The following is a 23,481-nucleotide window of genomic DNA, read 5'->3' as shown; positions in this document are numbered from 1 at the left end:
CTTGTAAACCCCCTAAGTAATGTTCTATTGTTAGCATGCCAAATGTAGTCGAAACCATACGAACAATGCAGAGGTCGTAAAGGTAGAACGTGAAGTGGGATGATTGATAAGCGTTAAAGGAGGACGTATCGCATGCGTTTACGTAACAAACCATGGGCGGATGATTTTCTGTCCGAACATAACCATTTGGTCGAACAAGAACCCTTTGAAAAGAAAGGGAGTTGGAAAGAAGTATTCGGTAACAATCAACCTATTCATTTAGAGATTGGAACTGGGAAGGGACAATTTATTGCAGGAAATGCAGCCGCTCATTCTGATGTTAATTTTATTGGGATTGAGAGAGTGAAGAACGTAATTGTTGGTGCGCTTAAGAAAGTCAAAGCAAAAGAAGTCGACAATGTTCGACTATTGAATGTCGATGCACAAGATCTTAGAGACTTGTTTGACACAGATGAAGTAGACCAGATTTATTTAAACTTCTCAGACCCGTGGCCGAAATCACGTCATGAGAAGCGACGTCTAACGTACCAAACCTTCCTTGAGCAATACAAAGATGTGTTGAAGCCAAATGGCCAAATTGTTATGAAAACGGACAATCAGGGCTTGTTTGAATATAGTTTAGCGAGCTTCTCAAAGTTTGGTATGACGATTGAAGAAGTGTCTCTTGACCTTCATAGTGTAGAGGATCCAGATAATGTCATGACAGAGTACGAAGAGAAGTTCTCAAATAAAGGTCAACCGATTTATCGGTGTAAGGTGCGCTTCTAGAAGTGTGTAAGCCTACTATCTCGGTTACAGAAACAGTGTGGTCTATGCTACACTGTTTTTATATTGGGATGAGGGGGAAGAAGAATGGAAACGTTAACGGTTGGGAATGCGAAATTGACCTGGTTGCAAGGTGGCGTGACCCATATGGATGGAGGGGCCATGTTCGGTGTTGTCCCTAAACCACTTTGGAGTAAGAAGTACCCTGTTAATGACCGGAATCAAATTGAATTAAGAACAGACCCTATTCTATTAGAACTTAGTGGAAAGCGATATTTAATTGATGCGGGAATCGGCAATGATAAGTTAACGGAGAAGCAACTTCGTAATTTTGGTGTATGTGAAGAGTCATCCATTGATCGTAGTTTGAGTCAGTTGGGTTTATCGACAGCCTCAATTGATGCTGTTCTCATGACTCACATGCACTTTGATCATGCTAGTGGGCTTACGAAGTGGGATGGGGAAGAACTTGTTCCAACTTTTGAAAACGCAACCATCTATGTATCTCAAGTAGAGTGGGAGGAAGTTACAGAACCGAACATGCGGTCAGTCAATACGTACTGGGAAGATAACTGGCGTCCAATAAAGCATCAAGTGAAAACATTTTCTCATCATATGAAGATTGATGAAGGACTTGGTATGTGGCATACGAGTGGACATAGCAATGGGCATGCAATTATTCGTTACATAGATGAAGAACATCAATTCATCCACATGGCGGACTTAATGCCAACGCATGCACACCGTAACCCTCTTTGGGTGTTAGCGTATGATGACTATCCTGTCACCTCTGTACATGAGAAAAAGAGGTGGCTAGACGAGGCAATTAAAGAAGGTGCATGGCTTACGTTCTATCACGATGCGATTTATCGTGCAGTACAATTCAACGAGAAGGGTGAACATGCTCAATCAGTAGCGAGAGAGCAGTATGCGTACCCCGTTCATAAGTAAGAAAAAACCTTGCTACAATTGTAGCAAGGTTTCTGTTAGGATACGGGTGCCACATCAAGGATTGTTCCTGTCTCGGCATCCACGTGAAATTCATATTGCTGGGTTTCTCCATCTACGCTTTTTGAGATTCCTCCACGGTACACCGTGTAAGGGACCTCTTCACTTGTCCACTCTTCCGGCTTCATGTAAATCCACGATCCACTAATAGGACCCTGACGTTTAAAGGATTCTTTCGCAACTTTAAGGGCTTTCTCTGGAGAAAGTCGTTGGTCATTTTGAAGCTGCTTTGTGACAAAGTAAGCGGCAATGGCTCCAGCACCCGCTATCGCTAGTGTTTTTTTCATTTTCATTCGATCCACCCCTTCTAAACAATGAGAAAACGTTACTTACTAGTATATCGAATCATAAGAAAAATAGAAAATGTTGACTCCCTAAACTGGAAACGAATTTTATCTTTCGATAGAATATAGGGAGATTACTACGGTGAATTGGAGATGTGTACATATGAATGGAGAAACAAAACAGTTATTTAAAACGCTCACAGAGCTACAAGGTGCTCCAGGGAACGAAGGTGCTGTCAGGTCTTTCATGAAGGAAGAATTGAACAAATACTCTGATGAGCTTGTCCAAGATAAATTAGGTAGCGTATTTGGATACAAGAAAGGGGACGGAAGTGGTCCTCGCGTGATGGTAGCTGGCCATATGGATGAAGTTGGCTTTATGGTTACGCAAATCACAAGAAACGGTATGATCCGTTTTCAAACGCTTGGAGGATGGTGGAGCCAAGTATTACTTGCACAACGTGTGCAAGTCATGACAGAATCGGGTCCGGTTATTGGGGTAATTAGTTCCATTCCTCCACATAATTTAACTCCAGAGCAACGTAACAAGCCAATGGATATTAAGAATATGATGATTGATATTGGAGCTGATGATGAGGAAGATGCGAAGTCAATTGGGATTCGTCCTGGTCAGCAAATTGTTCCGGTCAGCCCATTTACAGAAATGGCAAACGACAAGAAAATCCTTGCTAAGGCGTGGGATAACCGTTATGGTTGTGGTCTTGCTATTGAATTACTGAAAGAACTTCATGGTGAGTCGCTCCCGAATGAGCTCTACTCTGGGGCAACTGTTCAAGAAGAAGTAGGCTTACGAGGAGCTGCAACTGCGGCGAATTTAATTCAGCCTGATCTATTCTATGCATTGGATGCTTCTCCAGCCAATGATACGAATGGGGACAAGAATGAATTCGGTCAATTAGGGAAAGGCGCACTTCTTCGTATATTGGATAAATCCATGATTACACATAAGGGAATGCGTGAATTTGTATTGGATACGGCTGAAACCCATGATATTCCTTACCAATACTTTGTTTCACAAGGTGGTACGGATGCAGGGCGTGTCCACATGTCTGGTGAAGGCGTTCCATCCGCGGTAGTCGGCATATGTTCAAGATATATTCACACTTCTGCCTCTATGATTCATATTGATGATTATGCAGCAGCTAAAGAATTGATAATAAAGCTAGTGAAGTCGACAGATCGAAATACACTTGAACAAATTGTTTCAAAAGCGTAATTGAACCTAAGCGTTCAGTCATGATCTGCTAGCAGCAAAGAAAGGATGAAATCATGAAAATTATAGTCGGGTCAAAGAATCCCACTAAAGTTCATGCGGTACAACAAGTCTTTCATGATTGTGACATCGAAGGAATGGAAGTGAGTTCGAAGGTTTCTTCTCAACCGTTCTCTGATGAAGAAACACGAGAAGGTGCTATTAATCGGGCGAGGGAATGTGCTAGCCAAGAAAAAGGTGCAATTGGGGTTGGCCTTGAAGGTGGAGTTATGGAGTTTGAAGGGGACCTTTATCTCTGTAACTGGGGTGCACTTGTCTGTGACAAAGAGAATGTCTATACAGCAAGTGGTGCTCGTATTCCTTTACCAGATGAGGTCGCATCTGAACTGAACAAAGGCAAGGAGCTTGGTGATGTGATGGATGCCTACACGAAGAAGAAGGGCGTCCGTAATAACGAAGGAGCCATTGGCGTTTTCACAAACGGTCTTGTGAATCGAGATGAACTCTTTGCTCATGTTGTGAAGTTGCTTAAAGGACAATATGATATGTTTCAATGCAACGAGGGCCAACGAATTGAAGGCTCTTAAGTAAAGAACCAACGTGCGAATTTGCACGTTGGTTCTTTTATTGGTGTGAATTTGATTATGGCTTTTTATTCAAAAATATAGTGAACAACTGAGAGTGCTTGTTCGATTGTTTCCACTGTCACATTTGCTTTGTTGGATAGCTCTTTCAGTGGGTGATGGAGATGTTCAGGGCGAATAAGGATGACAGGCTTTCCTGCGGTTAGAGCCGCGCTCACATCCATCGCAGTATTCCACTGCTTGTACTCATCACCAAAGAGGGCAATGACCAAGTTCGATTGTTCCATTAGAACTTGGGTTCTTAAATTATTAATTCTTGAAGCGGCTTCATCCTTTACAATGGAGTTTGGTTGAGACCCTAAAATCATTTCTCCTATTTCATCTGAGCGTCCGTGATTCTCTTGTGGACCTACAAATGTGCACGATAGATCTTTCTCCTCAGCAAGTGCTTTCACCTTTCCTCTCCAATTCGAGTGAATTTCTCCTGCTAAATAAATGGTAAGTTTCATTTCATCCCTCCTAGTCTACTATCTACACTGTAAAGGAAACGGTTACAATTTGCAGATAATCTGCTTTACATTCATGAATTTGCCCTTGTCAAAGTTGAATTTGCATGTAAGATTATAAGAGGATGAGGAAGATTGGTAGGAGGCAAGAACATGATGAAACAGAACAGAAAGTGGCTACTTGTACTTGTAGTCATTGTCCTTGTTGCTGGAGGTATGCTTTATTCTGCTGGGTATTTAAAGACTGGGAAACAAGCAGCTAAGGCTGCAGAAGCGAGTGCAGAGCAAGTCTTTTACAGTGACCACGTCGAAACGAACGAATCATTAGAACACGTGTCTTTATACGTTCCTGAACACATGGAAGTATCGAAAGAACAACCGAATAACATACAACTTAATTCAAATGGACAAAAATACTTAGTGTTCTATAACCCTTATGAACAACTAACGAGTGACACATTTTATGAATCTGCGAAGGCAGAGGATGAGCTGTTGATTCAGTCTTTCCAGAGCGACGAGGCTACAGACAAGGCGAGCACTGACCGATTTGGTTATATTCGTGTACTTGCCTTGGAAGATGACTACGAGCTTCAAGTGAGCGTTGGCGGAGTGAAAATGACAACAGTTACAGAAAAGCATAAATTGGACGAGGATGCCAAAGATATGATGGAAGTCGTGCTTTCCATCGCTTACGAAACATCTAAAGGGGATACAAAGTAATAAAGGAGAAAGGCTGGATGTTAGCCTATGACCCCTATGTGCATAAACATAGGGGTGTTTCTTCATTCATAATGTGATTAGATTCACAAATGACAATAGATAGGTGGGACTACAATGACACAGCAATCCTCATCATTTCTAACGCGGAAAGGGATTGAACTGTCTGCTAAGCGGTACTTCATTACAGCATTAAGTTATATGGCATTAGGACTATTTGCTTCTTTAATTATTGGACTAATTATACAAACAATTGGCAATCAGATCAGCTATGCTCCTATTTCAGACCCGTTAATTGAAATGGGGACCTTTGCTATGGATAGTAAGATCTATGGTGGAGCGATTGGTGTCGCAATCGCTTATGGATTGAATGCCCCTCCACTCGTCTTGTTTTCAGCTCTCTTTAGCGGGGCATTTGGGGCTGAGCTTGGAGGACCTGCTGGAAGCTATGTGTCGACTGTTTTAGCAGTTGAACTAGGGAAATTGATTAGCAAAGAAACGAAGTTAGACATCATCGTAACGCCCCTGACAACGATTCTTGTCGGATTTACCGTTGGAAGTTTCATTGGTCCTCTTGTGAATCAGTTTATGACAGGGTTTGGGGAGCTTATTGTATGGGCGACAGACCAACGTCCACTTGTAATGGGAGTTGTTGTGGCTATCTTAATGGGGTGGGCGTTAACCGCTCCAATTTCAAGTGTTGCGATTGCTATCATGCTCGATTTGAATGGATTAGCAGCAGGGGCGGCTACCATTGGGTGTGCAGCTCAGATGATTGGCTTTGCAACGATGAGTTACCGGGAGAATGGGATTGGAGGATTCGTTGCACAAGGAGTGGGTACGTCTATGCTCCAAATTGGGAATGTCCTTCGAAAACCAATCCTAATCTTACCTCCTACACTAGCAGGCGCCATACTTGCCCCACTTGGAACTGTATGGTTACAATTAACCAACAACGCATCAGGAGCAGGTATGGGGACGAGTGGATTCGTTGGACAAATTATGACCTTTGAATCTATGGGAGTTTCAATCGAAATCCTTATCGTAATCCTTTGTCTGCATATCGTTGGACCAGCTCTGATTACTCTTGTTCTCTCTGAATGGTTTAGGAAGAGGGGATGGATTCAACCTGGGGACTTAAAGATTTCTTACGATTAGGGAGGCCTATAACATGCAACAACTGCAATCTATAGAGCAATTTAATGAATTAAAAGACAACGGTAAAACCGTATTTATGTTCACCGCGAAATGGTGCCCTGACTGTCATGTCATTGACCCACATTTAGATGAACTACAAGAACAATACAAAGATTACGTATGGGTATCAGTGGACCGTGACCAGTTCATTGACCTATGTATTGACCAAGGCATCTTCGGTATTCCAAGCTTCATAGCATTCGACCGTGGCGAAGAAGTAGGTCGCTTCGTAAGCAAAGACCGGAAAACAAAAGAAGAAGTTCAAACATTTATGAATGGACTTCCGAGCTAAATTGCCTACGAAGGCCACCAAATCGGTGGCCTTTCTTTTTGAGAATAGTTCGTTGTAGATGGGGGCGTATCGGAAGGTTTTAACAGAGCCTTCTTTTTCTACGAAAGGAATCATGCTAAAATGTACAAGGAACGGTTTCCTCGAACGTTGTAAAGGAGGAAAGATCATATGAAAATGACAAGTATTAAAATGAAGAAGATGCTAGAAGCTCGCTTCCAACGAGAAGAATGGAAGACAAGCTTTAACCGAGATAAAGATACGTTTCGTGTAGAGTGGAAAGACTCTAAGCAAGGAGTGAACATTTCCTTGCCTGGTACGATTTCGAAATGGGAAGAGCGCGGGGAAGAGGCGCTAAACGACTTAGAGGAACATATTTCTGAGGCGCTACGGATCATGAATGAAGAGCAACATCTGGTAGGGAAAGAGAAGCACATTGTACCCGTCATTCGCGCAGCGTCCTTTCCTACAGAAACGAAAGATGGCAAGGAGCTTGTGTACGAGGACCATACAGCCGAAACAAGAATTTACTACGCACTAGACCTAGGAAAATCGTATCGATTGATTGACAAGTCTATGGTAACCGAAGAAGGTTGGACTGAGGACCGCTTGAAAGAGGTAGCGAAATTCAATGTACGTGCTTTGCCTACCACAATGAAACAAGATGTGGTAGCTGGCAACACGTTTACATTTATTTCTACCAATGATGGCTATGATTCCTCAAGAATTCTGAATGACGCCTTGCTAGAAGAAATGAAAGCGAACAGTGAAGGGGAGCTCGCAGTTGCCGTACCACACTCAGATGTGTTAATCTTCGCTGATATTACAAACGCTTCTGGTTATGACATCCTAGCTCAAATGACGTTTAAATTCTTTGCTGAAGGACGAGTCCCAGTCACTTCTCTTCCATTCCTGTATGACCAGAAAGAGCTCGAACCTATCTTTGTCTTAGCACAGAAAAAACCAACTACTGAAAACGATGAATAGATAAAGGAGATTTGTGATGAACGCTTACTATAACCTTCAAGGTATTGGAGACGTCCTAATTGTTTCACTAACAAAAGGGACGCGTGCAGATTTAGCTGTAGAAAAACAAGGAGACGTGGCTCGCACTTACCACGAAACAACAGGGGAGACATTCGGTTTCAATATCTTCCGTGCATCTGAATATTTCTCTATTAAAGAAGAACAAGGCGCCATTTCGTTAGACCAGAATTGGGTTGACCAAATCAATGATGTGCTTCAGAAGAATAACATTCAACACTCCGTAGAAGCCGATTTCTCACCGAAATTTGTCGTAGGCTATGTGAAGGAGAAAGCTCAACATGAAAATGCTGATAAACTTAGCGTATGCCAAGTAGACGTTGGTGAAGAAGTTGTTCAGATTGTGTGTGGTGCACCGAATGTGGATGCTGGTCAACATGTTGTTGTTGCTAAAGTAGGTGCTGTAATGCCAAGTGGAATGGAAATTAAAGCCACTGAGCTACGTGGTGTCCCTTCTCACGGAATGATCTGTTCCGCTAAAGAATTGGATCTTCCAGATGCTCCAAAAGAAAAAGGAATCCTTGTTCTTGAAGGCGAACGTAACCCTGGTGAGACGTTCTTCCAGGCTTAAGTCAACAAGACAAATCCCCCTTGCTATCTTTAGAGGATAGTAAGGGTTTTTTTATGAATCTAAAGAGGTATTTTTCTTACAATTCAAAAGGTAGTTCACAATATCTCTTTAAAACCTGTTAAAATGAAAAGGATTAACCCTAAACAGAAAGAGTGATGACCCAATGTGGGATCGGATGAAAAAATGGTTCCGACAACTTTCAGAAGAAGAAAGAGAAACAGCAAATAAGTACTCCGATAATGACGCCGAAGAAGGACAATACCATAAAAAAAGCAATGATTCTTCATTTGATACAAAGATGGCCTACCAATATCCGAAAGAACGTGCTTTTCGGTTCCCGGTCATTCCAGATGAGAACTTAGAGCAACGAACTACCTATTCACGAGAAGAGCGTTTGCAGCGGAAGACGTCTTATAATTCACGTCAAACTGAACAACGATATTCTTATAAACAAAATCGAGAAGAAGACTATGAATATGAGGAATCAAAGTCTAGCAATAGTTGGAATGAGAAAGAAGAGCAAGAACCACACTTCTCTAGACCTTTTACGCCTTCAGAAGTTCCTTCTCCCATCTATGGATTCGGGAAACGTGAGGACCGCATTCGTGTATCAGATTTAGACGATGTACCTGCCTACTTAAGAAAGTTAGCTGAGAAACAGCAACAAGAAGAAGTAGAGCCTGAACCTTCTAAAGAACAAGATTCAGAGGGATTTGAGCTATTACAACAAGAGACAGATGAAGACGTACATACACGAGATCTCGTAAACGAAGCTGACGTTGAGGAAGAGGAGAATGTCGTCAACCTGTTCGTCCATGAAGAGTCGGAAATGGTTGACCAAGAGGAAACCCATATAGATGAGAATCAACAGGGTGAAGTCTCCACTGAAGACGAAGACTTAGGTGAGGATATAGAAGCTGAGTCTACCTCTTCTCCTGTGTTCTTTGATGAAGATATGATATCACCGCACTGGAAGCGTGAGGATCGACTTGAGTTTGAAGATGACGAACAATCCGACTCCAGTTCAGGGCAGGGCTTGTCGTTAGAGCTAGATATGGACGATGAAGAGGAAGAGACTGAAGGAGAACCAGCCGTAGACGATACGGTTGAGTCTACGGAACACCCTGCACATGAACATGAAGAGGAATTTGAGCAGGAGGTAGATGAGTTCCTTTCAAATGACACAGATGACGTGTTTCCTGCTGAACAAGAAGAGTTAGACGAATCTAACCAGTCTACACCTGTAACCGAATCCAAAGGGAATGTGAAGCAAGAAGAAACCGTGGAAGAAATGGAGACTGCTCGTCCAGAACCGACTAGGAGTAGACGACCGTTCAACGTGATGATGACTCCTATGGATAAGCGGAATCGAGACCGGGACCGAAAGGCTAAGGATGAACAACAAATGTCATCAGAACCAGTCCAGGTTCAACAAGAAGAAGAGTCTCTAAGCGATGCAGATGATGAGCATGAACCAAAGGTCGCTCCGAAAGACAAAACAGTATCCGTACCTGTTCATTTGTTAGAAGACATGCCACCGCGGAATGAAGATGACGCGGAGTGGATTGAAGCACAGAAAGACCTTCTTGAAACAACGCTTAAACATTTTCACGTTAAAGCAAGCGTCGTTCATGCTACCAAAGGGCCTTCTGTTACTCGGTTTGAAGTTCAACCAGAACCTGGGGTTAAAGTGAGTAAGATTACGAATTTAGCGGATGACATTAAACTGAACATGGCAGCTAAAGATATCCGTATGGAAGCTCCAATCCCAGGAAAGAACGCAATTGGCATTGAAGTTCCGAATAAAACTCCGGAAGCGGTTAGCCTTCAAGAAATCTTTGAAAGTGACGCGTTTAAATCTGCTACATCACCACTTTCTGTCGGTCTTGGATTAGACATCTCAGGTGAACCGATTGTGACCGATTTAAGAAAGATGCCGCACGGGTTGATTGCGGGTGCTACTGGTTCTGGTAAGAGTGTGAACATCAACACCATACTAATTAGTCTCTTATATAAGGCTCATCACGAAGACGTGAAATTCCTACTGATTGATCCTAAGATGGTCGAACTTGCACCTTATAACGACCTTCCTCATTTAGTTGCTCCTGTCATTAATGATGTCAAGGCCGCAACATCTGCATTGAAATGGGCAGTAAATGAAATGGAAGAGCGCTATGAGAAATTCGTTAAAGAAGGCGCTCGGAACATTGATGGATACAATGAGAAGATGAAGAAGCAAGGTCGTCCAGATGCTCATATGCCTTATTTAGTTATCGTCATAGATGAATTAGCAGACCTTATGATGATGTCCCCACAAGATGTAGAGGACGCCATCTGTCGGATTGCTCAAAAAGCGAGAGCTTGTGGGATTCATCTCCTAGTGGCAACCCAACGCCCTTCAGTTGATGTCATCACAGGTCTTATTAAGGCGAATATCCCGACACGTATGGCATTTAGCGTGTCGTCTCAAGTGGATTCTAGAACGATTATTGATACGAGCGGAGCAGAGAAGTTGTTAGGGCGAGGAGATATGCTCTTCTTGGAGAACGGCTCTGGGAAGACACAGCGAATTCAAGGTGCCTTTGTATCGGATGAAGAAATTGAGCGAATTACATCTTATGTGAAGAAGATTGCTCCACCTAATTATGTCTTTGAACAAGACGAACTCATTCTTCAAACCGATTTCGAAGAAGAAGACGATTTATTTGATGCTGCTGTGGAATTCGTTATTCAACAAAGCGGTGCTAGTGCATCTCTTCTCCAACGGCGCTTCAAAGTTGGTTACAACCGAGCAGCTCGACTCATTGATACCATGGAAGAGAAAGGGATTATTTCAGGACCGAAAGGAAGCAAGCCTCGTGATGTGTATGTGTCCTTATCGGAATTTGAGGAGTTGCGTCAAGCGACTTCAGCGAAGTAATAATCTAGTAATTTAAACAGAGAACTTGTCGAATCGACGTGATTTTTATACTATTAGTAATTAGGTACATCTATAGCGCAGTATGACGATAAGGGGTTAGCGAGAAATGAAAGAAATTGAGAAAAAGATGAATGGTGAAATTAAACGTCTAACGAATCAGACGTTTAAATTCGATGAACGGGTCGGTGAAGGATGGTTCTCAGCCGTTTACTTCTTAAAGACTGTTGATATTGTTTCTGAAGCCCTTCCTGACAACGTGGTTACGATGCAATTCTTCCAGAAGAGCGATGCCGTACTATGTGGAACCGATGAAGTAATCGCACTGATTCAAACCTTTGCTAAGAATCCAGACCAACTAGAGATTTATTCTCTAGAAGATGGAGACCGCATTAGTCCATTTGAGACCGTGATGACCATTACAGGTCCTTATCAATATTTCGGATTCCTTGAAGGAATTATAGATGGAATATTAGCGAGAAGAACGTCTGTAGCAACAAATGTATACAACGTAGTGAAAGCTGCTAGAATCTCTGGTAAGCAAAAGCCGGTGATCTTCATGGGAGACCGTGATGACCACTTTACCCAACAATCCGGTGACGGCTACTCTGCTTACATTGGAGGAGCAACAGCACAGGCAACCCATGCAATGAACGAATGGTGGGGTAAGAAAGGAATGGGCACGATGCCCCATGCCCTAATCCAAATGTTTAATGGAGACATTGTCGAAGCGTCGAAGGCTTACGCAAATCGTTTCCCAGAGGATGATTTAATTGCCTTAGTTGATTACAACAATGATGTGATTACAGATTCGTTAAAGGTTGCTCGAGAATTTGGAGAAGAACTAATAGGTGTTCGAGTAGATACATCTCGTACACTAATCGATAAATATTTCCTGAGAAATCAACATGTTATGGGGAATTTCGACCCACGAGGTGTGAATCCTGAGCTTATCTTCGCACTTCGTAAGGCGCTTGATGAAGAAGGTTTCTTCCACGTGAAGATTATGGTAAGTGGTGGATTCACAGAAGAGCGAATTCAGCACTTTGAAGAATTGACTGTTCCAGTTGATATGTACGGGGTAGGCAGTAGTCTACTTACCATTACGACAGGCTTTACAGGCGATAATGTTCTGTTAAATGGGAAGCCAGAAGCGAAGGAAGGGCGTCGTTATCACCCGAATCCTCGCTTACAGAAAGTTGAATATGAATTCTAAAAGGTTGACAGATTCTCTGTCATCCTTTTATTTTGATTAAGTATAGGAAATCGGAACAACCCGTTCACGGAGTGTGGAGGATTTGCTATAATTAGTCGATGGATACAGAATAAACGATTGTATAGGCTCAACCTTACTTTAGGATACATATACTAACAAACAGAAACGACTGTTTACTGTGGAGGTTCTATTTATATGACAACTTACCATTTCATTGGTATTAAAGGTACCGGAATGAGTGCACTAGCTCAAATTCTTCATGACGCGGGTGAACATGTACAAGGGTCAGACGTTGACAAACGCTTTTTCACTCAAGAAGCATTAGAGAACAAAGGGATTCCACTCTTTCCTTTTGATGTAGCAAATATTAATGAAGGCTTAACGATTATTGCAGGAAACGCATTTAAAGACGACCATGAGGAAATTAAAGCAGCGAAAGAACTTGGATTGCCATTCTATCGTTACCATGAATTTCTCGGTCAATATGCAGATCAATACACGAGTATCGCTGTAACAGGAGCACACGGCAAAACGTCGACGACAGGACTGCTCTCGCACGTCCTCTCAAGTGTAGAGCCTACCTCTTTCCTAATTGGTGACGGCACAGGCCGAGGCCATGAGAACAGCAAATACTTCGCTTTTGAAGCGTGCGAATATCGTAGACACTTCTTAGCGTATGAACCAGACTATGCAATCATGACCAACATTGACTTTGACCATCCGGATTACTTTACAAGTGTAGAGGATGTATTCGATGCATTCCAGCAAATGGCGAAGCAAGTGAAACGAGGCATTATTGCTTGTGGAGATGATGAACATCTACAGCAGATTCAAGCCAAGGTGCCAGTCGTCTATTATGGACTCGGTGAGGGGAACGACTTTCAGGCGCAGAATGTACATGAGACTGAAGCTGGAACAGAGTTCGATGTGTTCGTACGGAACACGTTCTATGATACATTTGTGATTCCAACATATGGTACACACAGTGTCTTAAACGCTCTTTCAGTTATTGCTCTTTGTCACTATGAAGGCTTTGAATCCGATGATATTAAACACTTGCGTTCCTTTGAAGGTGTGAAACGTCGATTTACTGAGAAGACCTTCAACAATCAAATCATTATCGATGATTACGCACACCATCATCGTGAGATTGAGGCAACAATCGAATCAGCGCGAAAGAAATATCCAAATCGAGAGGTTGTAGCGATCTTCCAACCTCACACGTATACACGTACACGTATGTTCCTTCAAGAGTTCGCAGACAGCTTAGGAGAAGCAGATTATGTGTATTTATGCGATATTTTTGGCTCTGCCCGCGAAGAATCAGGCAAGCTCTCTATTCATGATTTACAAGAAAAGATTGACCAGTCCTATATCTTAAATCTGGATGAGACGTCTGTGCTTAAGCAATATGAAGATGCAGTTCTAATCTTTATGGGTGCTGGGGATATTCAGAAGTTCCAAGAAGCTTATGAAAACGATAGTGAATAATAATAAACCCGTTCAGTCTATGTGCTGAACGGGTTTTTATATAGTTAGGAAAGATGCTCTGGGTTTAGTTTCTCTAATTCTGGTACGACGAAGCGACCATCTTTACGAATAAGCTTACCATCGAAATAAATTTCACCACCGCCGTACTCAGGGCGCTGGATGGAAACAAGGTCCCAATGGATTGCGGAGTCGTTTCCGTTTGGAGCCGTTTCATAACATTGACCAGGAGTGAAGTGGAAACTACCATCAATCTTCTCGTCAAATAAAATATCTTTCATAGGGTGCTTGATGTGAGGGTTCACACCGATAGCGAATTCCCCAACGTAACGTGCGCCGTCATCGGTGTTAAATACATCGTTGATTCTATCTGTATCGTTGGCTGTAGCCTCTACAATCTTTCCATCACGGAATGTTAATTTGACATCTTCAAATGTGTAACCGTTGTATGGAGAAGGGGTATTGTAATGGATCGTTCCGTTAACAGAATCTCGAATAGGAGCTGTATACACTTCCCCATCAGGAATGTTTAATTCGCCAGCACATTTCACGACGGGAACATCTTTAATGGAGAACGTCAAATCAGTTTGAGGCCCCTTAATATGTACCTGGTCAGTTTGTTCCATCATCTGAACAAGAGCGTCCATGGCAGTACCCATTCTGTTGTAATCTAGCGTACAAACATCGAAGTAGAAATCTTCGAAGGCATTTGTGCTCATGTTCGCTAGTTGAGCCATAGAAGCATTAGGATAGCGAAGTACACACCATTTCGTTTTAGGTACGCGCCATTCTCGATGCACTTTCTGCCCAACAATACTGTTGTACATTTTCATTTGTTCGGCAGGGATATCGGCAAGTTCAGATATATTGTCTCCAGACCGAATTGCGATGTAAGCATCTACATTCTTCATTAATCCCGCTTCATGCTCAGCAAGCTCCTCAAGCTGCTCTTCCTTTGCCTGTAAGAGTAAGGAGCGGAGTATCTTCTGGTCTTTAATCCACACAAATGGCAGCCCATCTGCTGCATAAGCTTCTTCTACAAGAGCTGAAACAAGTTCGTCCTGTAAGCCTGTATTTTCTATTAACAATTTCTCCCCAGCTTGTAATTGAACAGAGTAATGTACAATTTGGTGGGCTAATTGTTGAATCCGAGGGTCACGCATCTTTATTCCTCCTCTATGTATATATGTACATCATACAGAAAATTCAGTATTAAAAAAAGTCTGAACTAGCAGGACTATGGATATTTCCATCGAATAGTAACAAGAATAGGTTTAGTGTAAAATAAGCTAGGGAAAGCGAAATTATGTACCTGCATACATACAAGGAGTTGACCTAAAGATTATGATAATCATCCTGTACATCGCAGCACTCATTTTTGCCATTGCATTTGCCGTGCTTGTGGTTTACTTGTCTAAAACACTTTCTTCCGCACAACGGACGTTAAACAACGTAGCCTCAACGCTTGAAGGACTAGAGAAGCAGATGGAAGGCATTACGGTAGAAACGACCGCTCTGTTGAATAAGACAAATCATTTAGCGGAAGACATTAGCGACAAATCTCAGCGGTTAAACACGCTCGTCGATGGCGTGAAGGGCATTGGGGAATCCATTCAAGATTTCAATGCGTCCATCCAATCCATATCTTCAAATGTTTCAACAGTAGCAGAGAAGAACTCTGAGCAAGCTGCTCAAGCTGTTAAGTGGGGACAAATTGGAATGGATCTTTACAAGAAGTTTAAGAGAGAAAAGAAAACCGAAGCATAAGCTTCTTTTCAAATATTTAAGAGGAGGAATTACAATGAGTAACCAACAAGATCAAAATCAAAATCAAAACATTAACAGTAAAGACTTTCTAATCGGAACACTAATTGGTGGAATTGTAGGTGCCTTTTCCGCACTCTTACTTGCGCCTAAATCCGGTAAAGAGCTACGTGGCGACTTAAACCAAAGCGCTAGCTATGTGAAGGAGCGCGCAGGAGAATGGAAAGATGTAGCTTATGACACAAGTTCAGACTGGAAGAATCGTGCGGTTGAAGGTTCTTCACAATTTGGGAAGACCATTCAAGAGAAATCTCAAGAATTATCGGATAAAGTTAAAGAAACCACTCAAACGTGGCAGAACCGTAACAATACAGAGCGTCAGGCTGAACAAGCTGCAAAGGAAGTAGCTGAAGCCATTGAAGAAGCTTCAAAAGAGCTTGAGCGTCAACAGTCCGATGATGCGAAAGAAGTAGAAACAGCCTCTCGTGCGTAAGCGTACGAGTAGTATAAGAGCTACTGGTCATGTTAAAGTAATGACCAGTAGCTTTTTTTATATTAGGAGGTAATGTTGTGAGCGCAGAAACGATTGCTACATATGAGGAGTTCCGTAAGGTGTTAGAAGAGAATGAGGAGTTCTATGTGCTTAAGCACAGCGTCACCTGTCCCATTAGTGCACAGGCAAAGACGAAGTACATGGACTTTGCTGAGGAAAGTAATCGACCAACTTATATCGTCGAAATCCAACATGCTCGACCTCTCTCAGATAAGATTGCTGAAGTTTTCGGTGTGAAGCATGAATCTCCTCAGGCCCTTTTCATTAAGAATGAAGAAGTGAAGTGGAATACGTCTCACATGAGAATTACAAAGGATGCTCTGAAAGAAGCGGCAGAACAGTAAGGCTACCAATTGGGTAGCCTTTTTTATATCTCAATATGGAACGGTGCTAGTGCCTATACTACATAGGAAGAGGAACGTAGTTTCAGATTTTGCATAGCTATGTAAGGGATTATTTCTATGGGAAGGAAGTATGATTTTTTACGGAAAAACCCTGTCTTTTGGGCTTCAACGCTTGTTCGCGGTAAAGCGTAAAAAAGTTTTTCGTGACAAGTGGAAAATTATTAGCTATAATAATTCCTAATTCAAATAAAATTTATATAATTTTGTTAAAGCATTCATAATTATTGGGGGCGTTCAGAAATGAGTAATGAAGAATTAGACCAGTTAAGACTAGAATTAGACGAGATTAACCAAGAGCTGCTTACACTTATTAATAAGCGAGCTAAGGTTGCGCAACAGATTGGACAAACGAAACAGCAACAAGGCATGAATCGTTACGATCCAGTTCGTGAGCGTCAGATGCTAGACCAGATTAAGAATCTTAATGATGGACCATTTGAACAATCAACGATTGAACATATCTTTAAAGAGATCTTCAAGGCAAGCCTAGAGCTTCAAGAAGATGACCATCGTAAGGCATTACTTGTTTCTCGTAAGAAAAAGCCTGAAGACACAATTGTAGAGTTGAATGGTGAGAAAATTGGCGATGGGAACCCTCACTTCATCATGGGACCATGTGCTGTTGAAAGTTATGAGCAAGTAGCTGAAGTTGCGAAGGCGATTAAAGCCCAAGGCTTAAACATTCTTCGTGGTGGGGCATTCAAACCACGTTCTTCACCATATGATTTCCAAGGTCTTGGCTTAGAAGGATTGAAGATTCTTCGTCAAGTAGGGGATGAGTACGGTCTTGCTGTAGTAAGTGAAATCGTAAACCCTGCAGATATTGAAGTTGCGGTTAACTACGTAGACATGATTCAAATTGGCGCTCGTAACATGCAGAACTTTGAGCTTCTTAAAGCAGCAGGTCAAGTTGATAAGCCAATCTTCTTAAAACGAGGAATGTCCGCAACAATCTCAGAGTTTATTAATGCTGCAGAGTACATTATCTCCCAAGGTAATGGAAACATTATCCTTTGTGAACGCGGCATTCGTACTTACGAGAAAGCAACGCGTAACACGCTTGATATCTCAGCTGTACCAATCTTGAAGCAGGAAACACACTTGCCAGTATTCGTAGACGTGACACACTCTACAGGTCGCCGCGATCTACTTCTTCCTACTGCGAAAGCTGCGATGGCGATTGGAGCAGATGGAGTGATGGCAGAAGTACACCCAGACCCTGCGGTAGCACTTTCTGATTCCGCTCAACAAATGGATATCGACACGTTTAACAATTTCATTACAGAATTAAAGAATAATTAATCTCCTCTATCTTGCTATTTTCGGAGTGGTTTAATAAACTTATGATTACGTCAACCTATGTTGGCGTTTTCTTTTTGTTTATTTATATCCGATAGATATGCAGGAAATGTCGAAACATTGCGCTACAATGCATAGTATCGTATCATTGTTAACAGCAATACTAGAGATAACGGTAACGTAAGGTGAACGACTGAGGAGGCAAATGAATATGAATGTAACAATATATGATGTGGCCCGTGAGGCGAACGTATCAATGGCGACCGTTTCACGTGTCGTAAATGGAAACCCGAATGTGAAACCTGCCACAAGGAAGAAAGTATTAGATGCAATTGACCGTCTTGGCTATCGTCCGAACGCAGTAGCAAGAGGGCTTGCAAGCAAGAAGACTACAACAGTAGGTGTCATTATCCCTGACATTTCTAGCATCTTCTTTGCAGAGCTGGCACGAGGAATTGAAGATATTGCAACGATGTACAAATACAACATTATCCTTAGCAACTCTGACCAAAACAAAGAAAAAGAACTTCACCTGATTAATTCCATGTTAGGTAAACAGGTAGATGGACTTGTATTTATGGGTGGAAGAATTACAGAAGACCACGTTCGAGAGTTTCAAAACTCACCAGTTCCAGTAGTGCTTGCAGCCACTGTAGATGAAACGAATACAATTCCTTCTGTAAATATCAATTATGAAGATGCTGCGTATGAAGCTACGAAAACGCTTTTTGATAGCGGAAACAAAAACGTTGCGTTCGTATCAGGTCCTTTAGACACTGAGATTAATGAGCAGAAATATAACGGGTACAAGCGTGCCATTAGCGAATTCGGAGCACAAGTGGATGATCGCTACGTTGTTAAAGGTGATTACACGTATGATAGTGGAATCGAAGCAGTTCAATATTTAACAGAAATGGACGAACATCCGACTGGAATTTTCGTTGCATCTGACGAAATGGCGCTTGGTGTTATTCATGGGGCACAGGATAAAGGTCTCCATGTACCTGATGATATTGAAGTATTCGGATTTGACAACACGCGTTTAGCGACGATGGTCCGTCCTACATTATCAACAGTGGTTCAGCCGATGTATGATATGGGAGCGGTATCTATGCGTCTTCTTACGAAATACATGAATGGTGAAGAAGTCGAAGAACAAAATGTCATTCTTCCCCATAGAAATGTTGAAAGAAACTCAACAAAATCGTAATCCAACCGATACAGAGAAATAGATTCATATCGTCTTATAGTTAGGGAGAGAGACAATGAAACGAAATGATCTATTAACTCCGATAGGAATTGTCATCGGTCTGCTTATGATTTTCTTTGGGATTTTCTCAAACAGCGGAATCGGAGGATTTGTGTCCTTCGTTCAAGTTTCATCTATTGTCATCGTGATTGGTGGACTTGCCGCTGCTATGTTAATTAACTTCAACCTAAAAGAGCTTAAGTTGACAGGCAAGATCATTAAAGAGGCCTTTAGCCGAAATGATGAAGACCTAAAAGGCTTAATTAACAAATTTGTACACTTATCTGAAAAAGCAAGACGAGAGGGTTTACTCGCTCTTGAGGCTGAATTAGATGAAGTTGAAGACCCATTCATTCGTAAAGGGATATTGCTTGCTGTAGATGGGATTGAGCCTGAAGTCATCAGTGACATTATGAGTGCTGAAATTACCGCAACAGAGGAACGTCATAGTCGGTCACGTGCAATCGTTGAGAAGGCTGCTGAATATGCTCCTGCATGGGGGATGATTGGTACCTTAATCGGGCTTGTTCTGATGTTGAGTAGTCTTGATGACCCTTCAACGTTAGGACCTAATATGGCCGTTGCCTTATTAACAACATTTTATGGTACGGTGTTAGCAAACTTAGTGTTCACTCCGATGGCTGGCAAACTTCAGAACAAAACAGAGCAAGAGATGTTTCGGAAGCAAATTATTATTGAAGGCGTTATTGGCGTTCAATCAGGTCAGAATCCTAAAGTGCTAGAAGAGAAACTTAGCGCTTTCCTTTCTGAGGAAGAAAGAAATCGTGTTGAAGAGGAATCAGAAGGGGATATGATTGGGGATACGGTCAATGAAGCGTAACCGAAAGCAGAAAAAGGTGGACAAAGGTGCACCAAAGTGGATGGTTACGTATTCAGATATGATGACACTCATTCTTGTCTTCTTCATCTTGCTCTTCTCTATGTCCCAAATTGATTTAGTCAAATTTCAAGCCATAGCGGATTCGTTTGAAAGTAGAGGGATATTCGACTTTTATCCTTCCATTGTTGAGTTCGAACAGCCTTCTGAAAAGCAAAACCAAGAGTTAAATGTAAATGATGTAAACCAATATGAGATACAAGGCCAAAACAATCAAGATAATGATGAACTCGGTGGTCAATCAGAAGAAAAGCTTGATGAACTGGTGCTCGAGGTACAAGCGTTCTTAGAGCGTAATGACATGACTGATTCGATTACGACTAATCGAACAGAACGAGGCGTTGTTCTCATTCTAGAAGAGCAGGTACTGTTTGAAAGTGGACAGGCATCAATCATTGCTGAAGGAGAGCCGTTCTTGAACAAAGTGGCCGTGCTCCTAAGTGAAATTCCTCACCATGTGAAGATAGAAGGACACACAGACGACCGTCCAATTTCTACATATCGATATCCATCCAATTGGGAGCTATCTGCAGCTAGGGCTAGCTCAGTGATTCGGTACTTAACAACAGAATATCCAGTAGACCCATCTAGGTTTAGTGCAGTAGGTTATGGTGATACACGACCTCGAGTCTCAAATGATACGGAAAACAATCTTCGTACAAATCGGAGAGTTGAGATTGTCATTTTAGATCCGCAGTATGATGGGGCAGAGGCAAGATAAGAGCGAATCTCTCATAGGATATGAGGGCTTCGCTCTTTCTTTCTATCTTAGAGACTTTTGTGAGGCGCAATGTGTTTTGGTATTGTCTCTAGTGCTTTATGCAAGACTTTATTATTCTTCTCATTAATCTCTGCTTGTCTCGGTATTGGTTTACAGATTCCTTCTGGGTCTTGCCAGGACACTGGTAGTGAGACAGGGGATTGTGCACTCCATTTAGCTAGCCATTGTTCTGGCAATCTTCCTTCCATAGGATGATTGGTAGCCATTACATTCCAAATTTGAGCCCATGCACGCGGGACAACTCTCCAAATATCATAACCTCCACCACCAAGCGCAATCCACCTGCCTTCACAATACCGGTGAGCAATGGAATGAGCAAGCTTTGGTATTTCTTCGTATAACTTCATCGTTCCACATAAATGAGTGAGAGGGTCATATACATGGGCGTCTGCCCCGTTCTGGGTGATAATAACGTCCGGTTGGAAGTAGGAAGCAATCTCCTCAAGAGCGGTCTCATACGCTTGTAGAAACGACTCATCTTCTGTGAAAGCGTCTAAGGGAATGTTATAACTATACCCATACCCTTCTTTTAAACCTCGTTCACTGACTTGTCCTGTCCCTGGAAAAAGATAGCGACCTGTTTCATGTATGGACAATGTGCATACGTTTGGGTCATCATAAAAAGCCCATTGGACCCCGTCTCCGTGGTGAGCATCGGTATCTACGTAGAGCACCTTATAGCCATAGTGTTTTCGAATATACTCGATGGCGATTGCGCCGTCATTGTATATACAAAAGCCAGAAGCTTTACGCTCAAAACCGTGGTGGAGACCACCTCCTAAATTTAATGCATGTTTCACTTTGCCAGATAGAACTGCATCAACGGCTGATAAAGAGCCGCCTACTAATAATGCGGAAGCCTCATGCATGTTCTGGAACATAGGAGTGTCTTCTGTGCCAAGTCCAAATTCATATGCTTGTTCTTCAGTTAGAAGTTGTTTACTTGCTTTTTTTACTGCGTCTACGTATTTGGGGTGGTGTATGAGTTGGATTTCTTCATCAGATGCTTGTCTAGGGGAGAGAAGATGGTGTGGTTCAATGGCTTGTGCGTCGACTAGTAGCTCATACGTTAGTTTAACTCGTAATTGATTGAAAGGATGGTCATCTCGGAATTTATACGTTGTAAAGTCTTCCGAATAGACAAAGGCTGCATGACAACTCATACGTTCATCTCCGCAACGTTTGGCCATCGAATCTCATAGCCGGCATCTCTTAAATCACGAATAGTCGGAAGGGGATTCATCGTCTGGATTCGGAATACTAGTATTTTGTAGTCTGGGTCTTCCTCACAAGGGTAAATCAATACTGATGTGATGTTGACTTTACGTTTACCTAGGACAGCTGTAACTTCTGGAAGGATGCCAGGGCGATGGGGGACTTTCAGCTCCACTTGAGAGCTTTGGACATGTACCCCGGTTAGTTGGATTAAAGTATGAAGCATATCCTTCTCAGTTACGATGCCGACCAGTTTTCCTTCTTGGGTAACTGGAACACAAGCAAACTCCTGTTCATAGAAGATTGAAGCCGTCTCCTCAGCGAAGTCGAGTGGATGAACGGTAACAACGGGAGAGCTCATGATGGTTCTTACTTCGTTTTGGAGTTCATTGAAAGAAGGTTGTTGGTTTAAGATAGAGGGACTCGCATCCCGTACATCTCGATCGGAGACTATTCCAACGACGTGGTCGAGTACGTCGACTATTGGAATATGCCGAATGTGATGCTCATGGAGTAACTTTAAAGCGCTTTCAATTGTTGCCTCAGGAGGCAAGGTAATAACATCCTTACTCATGATTTGCTCTACTAACATCTCAAATCTCCTCCTATAAAAAACGATGTTGATGTCGGCCTAAAAACCGAAGTTTCTCAAACTGGTCTACGCTTTGCTTAGGGATATTTCTCCCTATTCTTGCCATTAGGCAGTTTGCTGGATGGGACACAATTTCAGGATCATCCGTCGGATATGGTGTTAGTCCACCAGCGCTCATCATTTTCTCCATGACAGCACGGTATTGCCAAACATTTAACTTTGTGCCCGATAAATCCCAATGCCAGTAATACTCTGTCGAGATTACAATGAAATCTTCCATCGCTTCATCAAGCATAGAAACTTTTAAGAGTTTAGAAGCAACGTGCTCGCCTCGATAATCAGGAATGACTTCAATTGCTCCTAATTCAATCAAATCTTTCATGTTGAACTCTGACCAACGCTCAAGTGGGTCAGGATAAAGATAGGTGACATATCCAACAATTGTTGTGTCTGTTCGTGCCACAATAATGCGACCTTCTTCAAAATCAGCAATTTTCTTAACCGCTTCAAATTGCTTATCTGCAGGACGAAAAGCCTTTAGGTCTTCGTGAAAGTCATAGTTTGCTAGTTCATGTGAAGATAGAGGCCCTTCAATGACCACTGTCCCTTTAGAAGAGTCAATTTGAACGGCGTGATGTGTTTTTACATGATTCATATGGACACCACCTGTAAAACCATTTGCTCCTATTATACATGAATTGATGTAAAACGTAATCAGAACGTGTGTCAGAAAAAAGAAAGGTTCTAAGTCAATTGTTGGGGTAGGAGGCAAGCTCCTGCCCCTTAACCAACTTGAAAGTCTTTTGTATGTTTGTATTGATGATGCAGAAGAATCTTCAATCGGAAACGGTCATACCTTCGGAATCCGAACGCATCTCGCTTAATAACCTTCGTTTGATTGTTCAA

Annotated in this window: 26 protein-coding genes; 19 read left to right on the top strand and 7 right to left on the bottom strand. The window is 42.2% G+C overall.

The features are described 5' to 3' along the window. The first annotated feature begins 132 nt into the window (after window positions 1-132). Together trmB and H513_RS0116670 are read left to right on the top strand one after the other, a co-directional pair. Window positions 133-768 carry a tRNA (guanosine(46)-N7)-methyltransferase TrmB gene (gene trmB, locus H513_RS0116675; RefSeq protein WP_026801743.1) on the top strand — a complete coding sequence of 212 codons (636 nt, stop codon included), beginning with the start codon at window positions 133-135 and terminating at the stop codon, window positions 766-768. 84 nt (window positions 769-852) lie between these two features. After that, complete coding sequence (locus tag H513_RS0116670) at window positions 853-1,716, top strand: YtnP family quorum-quenching lactonase (protein WP_026801742.1); 864 nt, start codon at window positions 853-855, stop codon at window positions 1,714-1,716. 35 nt (window positions 1,717-1,751) lie between these two features. Here H513_RS0116670 and H513_RS0116665 read toward each other — a convergent pair whose 3' ends face one another. Then, a complete protein-coding gene (locus tag H513_RS0116665) occupies window positions 1,752-2,066 on the bottom strand; it encodes a PepSY domain-containing protein (protein WP_026801741.1) in 315 nt (104 codons plus the stop codon). Between the two features lie 154 nt (window positions 2,067-2,220). On the opposite strand from H513_RS0116665, the gene H513_RS0116660 reads away from it, so the two are divergent. Next, window positions 2,221-3,294, top strand: a complete 1,074-nt coding sequence (locus H513_RS0116660; protein WP_026801740.1) for a M42 family metallopeptidase — start codon at window positions 2,221-2,223, stop codon at window positions 3,292-3,294. Between the two features lie 53 nt (window positions 3,295-3,347). Then, on the top strand, window positions 3,348-3,878 hold the full coding sequence (locus tag H513_RS0116655; RefSeq protein ID WP_026801739.1) for a DUF84 family protein: 531 nt from the start codon (window positions 3,348-3,350) through the stop codon (window positions 3,876-3,878). A 65-nt stretch (window positions 3,879-3,943) separates the two neighbouring features. Here the strand turns inward: H513_RS0116655 and H513_RS0116650 are convergent, their stop codons facing one another. Beyond that, window positions 3,944-4,384 (bottom strand): YtoQ family protein, encoded by a 441-nt coding sequence (locus H513_RS0116650; protein ID WP_026801738.1) that lies wholly within the window; start codon window positions 4,382-4,384, stop codon window positions 3,944-3,946. A gap of 150 nt (window positions 4,385-4,534) precedes the next feature. Between H513_RS0116650 and H513_RS0116645 the strand changes: the two genes are divergently transcribed. The 8 genes from H513_RS0116645 (at window position 4,535) to murC (ending at window position 13,823) form a co-directional block, all read left to right on the top strand. Further along, window positions 4,535-5,101: a hypothetical protein gene (locus H513_RS0116645; protein WP_026801737.1), complete on the top strand. Its 567-nt coding sequence runs from the start codon at window positions 4,535-4,537 to the stop codon at window positions 5,099-5,101. A 114-nt stretch (window positions 5,102-5,215) separates the two neighbouring features. Continuing rightward, window positions 5,216-6,256 carry a PTS sugar transporter subunit IIC gene (locus H513_RS0116640; protein ID WP_026801736.1) on the top strand — a complete coding sequence of 347 codons (1,041 nt, stop codon included), beginning with the start codon at window positions 5,216-5,218 and terminating at the stop codon, window positions 6,254-6,256. A 13-nt stretch (window positions 6,257-6,269) separates the two neighbouring features. Further along, window positions 6,270-6,587, top strand: a complete 318-nt coding sequence (locus tag H513_RS0116635) for a thioredoxin family protein (protein WP_026801735.1) — start codon at window positions 6,270-6,272, stop codon at window positions 6,585-6,587. A gap of 168 nt (window positions 6,588-6,755) precedes the next feature. Continuing rightward, a complete protein-coding gene (locus tag H513_RS0116630) occupies window positions 6,756-7,571 on the top strand; it encodes a DUF1444 domain-containing protein (RefSeq protein ID WP_026801734.1) in 816 nt (271 codons plus the stop codon). Window positions 7,572-7,587: 16 nt separating this feature from the next. Continuing rightward, a complete protein-coding gene (ytpR, locus tag H513_RS0116625; RefSeq protein ID WP_026801733.1) occupies window positions 7,588-8,199 on the top strand; it encodes a YtpR family tRNA-binding protein in 612 nt (203 codons plus the stop codon). 175 nt (window positions 8,200-8,374) lie between these two features. Continuing rightward, a complete protein-coding gene (locus H513_RS0116620; RefSeq protein ID WP_231572140.1) occupies window positions 8,375-11,119 on the top strand; it encodes a DNA translocase FtsK in 2,745 nt (914 codons plus the stop codon). A gap of 106 nt (window positions 11,120-11,225) precedes the next feature. Continuing rightward, entirely contained in the window at window positions 11,226-12,332 is a 1,107-nt protein-coding gene (locus tag H513_RS0116615; RefSeq protein WP_026801731.1) for a nicotinate phosphoribosyltransferase, read from the top strand. A 195-nt stretch (window positions 12,333-12,527) separates the two neighbouring features. Next, entirely contained in the window at window positions 12,528-13,823 is a 1,296-nt protein-coding gene (gene murC / locus H513_RS0116610; RefSeq protein WP_026801730.1) for a UDP-N-acetylmuramate--L-alanine ligase, read from the top strand. Between the two features lie 44 nt (window positions 13,824-13,867). Here murC and H513_RS0116605 read toward each other — a convergent pair whose 3' ends face one another. After that, complete coding sequence (locus H513_RS0116605) at window positions 13,868-14,983, bottom strand: aminopeptidase (RefSeq protein ID WP_026801729.1); 1,116 nt, start codon at window positions 14,981-14,983, stop codon at window positions 13,868-13,870. Between the two features lie 181 nt (window positions 14,984-15,164). Between H513_RS0116605 and H513_RS0116600 the strand changes: the two genes are divergently transcribed. The 7 genes from H513_RS0116600 to motS all read left to right on the top strand — a co-directional run bounded on the left by H513_RS0116600 (window position 15,165) and on the right by motS (window position 20,708). Beyond that, a complete protein-coding gene (locus H513_RS0116600) occupies window positions 15,165-15,587 on the top strand; it encodes a DUF948 domain-containing protein (protein WP_026801728.1) in 423 nt (140 codons plus the stop codon). Between the two features lie 34 nt (window positions 15,588-15,621). Then, a complete protein-coding gene (locus H513_RS0116595; RefSeq protein ID WP_026801727.1) occupies window positions 15,622-16,077 on the top strand; it encodes a YtxH domain-containing protein in 456 nt (151 codons plus the stop codon). Between the two features lie 77 nt (window positions 16,078-16,154). Beyond that, the gene (ytxJ, locus tag H513_RS0116590) at window positions 16,155-16,481 is read left to right on the top strand and encodes a bacillithiol system redox-active protein YtxJ (RefSeq protein WP_026801726.1); all 327 of its coding nucleotides are present in this window, start codon (window positions 16,155-16,157) and stop codon (window positions 16,479-16,481) included. A gap of 300 nt (window positions 16,482-16,781) precedes the next feature. Then, complete coding sequence (locus H513_RS0116585; protein ID WP_026801725.1) at window positions 16,782-17,843, top strand: bifunctional 3-deoxy-7-phosphoheptulonate synthase/chorismate mutase; 1,062 nt, start codon at window positions 16,782-16,784, stop codon at window positions 17,841-17,843. A 208-nt stretch (window positions 17,844-18,051) separates the two neighbouring features. Then, complete coding sequence (ccpA, locus tag H513_RS0116580) at window positions 18,052-19,050, top strand: catabolite control protein A (protein ID WP_026801724.1); 999 nt, start codon at window positions 18,052-18,054, stop codon at window positions 19,048-19,050. A gap of 55 nt (window positions 19,051-19,105) precedes the next feature. Beyond that, window positions 19,106-19,930, top strand: coding sequence for a flagellar motor protein MotP (motP, locus tag H513_RS0116575; protein WP_026801723.1), 825 nt, complete (start codon window positions 19,106-19,108; stop codon window positions 19,928-19,930). Beyond that, on the top strand, window positions 19,920-20,708 hold the full coding sequence (motS, locus tag H513_RS0116570; protein ID WP_026801722.1) for a flagellar motor protein MotS: 789 nt from the start codon (window positions 19,920-19,922) through the stop codon (window positions 20,706-20,708). Before motP ends, motS begins: the two co-directional genes overlap by 11 nt. A 47-nt stretch (window positions 20,709-20,755) precedes the next feature. Here the strand turns inward: motS and H513_RS0116565 are convergent, their stop codons facing one another. The 4 genes from H513_RS0116565 to H513_RS21730 all read right to left on the bottom strand — a co-directional run. Beyond that, complete coding sequence (locus H513_RS0116565) at window positions 20,756-21,931, bottom strand: acetoin utilization protein AcuC (RefSeq protein ID WP_036770645.1); 1,176 nt, start codon at window positions 21,929-21,931, stop codon at window positions 20,756-20,758. After that, window positions 21,928-22,575, bottom strand: coding sequence for an acetoin utilization AcuB family protein (locus tag H513_RS0116560; RefSeq protein WP_026801720.1), 648 nt, complete (start codon window positions 22,573-22,575; stop codon window positions 21,928-21,930). The genes H513_RS0116565 and H513_RS0116560 overlap by 4 nt, the downstream gene beginning before the upstream one ends. A gap of 13 nt (window positions 22,576-22,588) precedes the next feature. Then, a complete protein-coding gene (locus H513_RS0116555) occupies window positions 22,589-23,230 on the bottom strand; it encodes a GNAT family N-acetyltransferase (protein ID WP_026801719.1) in 642 nt (213 codons plus the stop codon). Window positions 23,231-23,358: 128 nt separating this feature from the next. After that, window positions 23,359-23,481, bottom strand: a 123-nt coding sequence (locus H513_RS21730) for a transposase (RefSeq protein WP_154655283.1), incomplete at its 5' end; no start/stop codon positions are given.

Origin of the sequence: Pontibacillus halophilus JSM 076056 = DSM 19796 (genome assembly GCF_000425205.1) — a bacterium.
In the GTDB taxonomy this organism is placed as follows: domain Bacteria; phylum Bacillota; class Bacilli; order Bacillales; family BH030062; genus Pontibacillus_A; species Pontibacillus_A halophilus.
The sequence above is the reverse complement of the archived record's forward strand: the minus strand, read 5'-3'. Positions and strand labels throughout refer to the sequence as shown.

Coding starts and splice junctions, on each gene's coding strand:
- trmB (WP_026801743.1), top strand. CDS start 133: ATGCGTTTACGTAACAAACCATGGGCGGATGATTTTCTGTCCGAACAT.
- H513_RS0116670 (WP_026801742.1), top strand. CDS start 853: ATGGAAACGTTAACGGTTGGGAATGCGAAATTGACCTGGTTGCAAGGT.
- H513_RS0116665 (WP_026801741.1), bottom strand. CDS start 2,066: ATGAAAATGAAAAAAACACTAGCGATAGCGGGTGCTGGAGCCATTGCC.
- H513_RS0116660 (WP_026801740.1), top strand. CDS start 2,221: ATGAATGGAGAAACAAAACAGTTATTTAAAACGCTCACAGAGCTACAA.
- H513_RS0116655 (WP_026801739.1), top strand. CDS start 3,348: ATGAAAATTATAGTCGGGTCAAAGAATCCCACTAAAGTTCATGCGGTA.
- H513_RS0116650 (WP_026801738.1), bottom strand. CDS start 4,384: ATGAAACTTACCATTTATTTAGCAGGAGAAATTCACTCGAATTGGAGA.
- H513_RS0116645 (WP_026801737.1), top strand. CDS start 4,535: ATGATGAAACAGAACAGAAAGTGGCTACTTGTACTTGTAGTCATTGTC.
- H513_RS0116640 (WP_026801736.1), top strand. CDS start 5,216: ATGACACAGCAATCCTCATCATTTCTAACGCGGAAAGGGATTGAACTG.
- H513_RS0116635 (WP_026801735.1), top strand. CDS start 6,270: ATGCAACAACTGCAATCTATAGAGCAATTTAATGAATTAAAAGACAAC.
- H513_RS0116630 (WP_026801734.1), top strand. CDS start 6,756: ATGAAAATGACAAGTATTAAAATGAAGAAGATGCTAGAAGCTCGCTTC.
- ytpR (WP_026801733.1), top strand. CDS start 7,588: ATGAACGCTTACTATAACCTTCAAGGTATTGGAGACGTCCTAATTGTT.
- H513_RS0116620 (WP_231572140.1), top strand. CDS start 8,375: ATGAAAAAATGGTTCCGACAACTTTCAGAAGAAGAAAGAGAAACAGCA.
- H513_RS0116615 (WP_026801731.1), top strand. CDS start 11,226: ATGAAAGAAATTGAGAAAAAGATGAATGGTGAAATTAAACGTCTAACG.
- murC (WP_026801730.1), top strand. CDS start 12,528: ATGACAACTTACCATTTCATTGGTATTAAAGGTACCGGAATGAGTGCA.
- H513_RS0116605 (WP_026801729.1), bottom strand. CDS start 14,983: ATGCGTGACCCTCGGATTCAACAATTAGCCCACCAAATTGTACATTAC.
- H513_RS0116600 (WP_026801728.1), top strand. CDS start 15,165: ATGATAATCATCCTGTACATCGCAGCACTCATTTTTGCCATTGCATTT.
- H513_RS0116595 (WP_026801727.1), top strand. CDS start 15,622: ATGAGTAACCAACAAGATCAAAATCAAAATCAAAACATTAACAGTAAA.
- H513_RS0116585 (WP_026801725.1), top strand. CDS start 16,782: ATGAGTAATGAAGAATTAGACCAGTTAAGACTAGAATTAGACGAGATT.
- ccpA (WP_026801724.1), top strand. CDS start 18,052: ATGAATGTAACAATATATGATGTGGCCCGTGAGGCGAACGTATCAATG.
- motP (WP_026801723.1), top strand. CDS start 19,106: ATGAAACGAAATGATCTATTAACTCCGATAGGAATTGTCATCGGTCTG.
- motS (WP_026801722.1), top strand. CDS start 19,920: ATGAAGCGTAACCGAAAGCAGAAAAAGGTGGACAAAGGTGCACCAAAG.
- H513_RS0116565 (WP_036770645.1), bottom strand. CDS start 21,931: ATGAGTTGTCATGCAGCCTTTGTCTATTCGGAAGACTTTACAACGTAT.
- H513_RS0116560 (WP_026801720.1), bottom strand. CDS start 22,575: ATGTTAGTAGAGCAAATCATGAGTAAGGATGTTATTACCTTGCCTCCT.
- H513_RS0116555 (WP_026801719.1), bottom strand. CDS start 23,230: ATGAATCATGTAAAAACACATCACGCCGTTCAAATTGACTCTTCTAAA.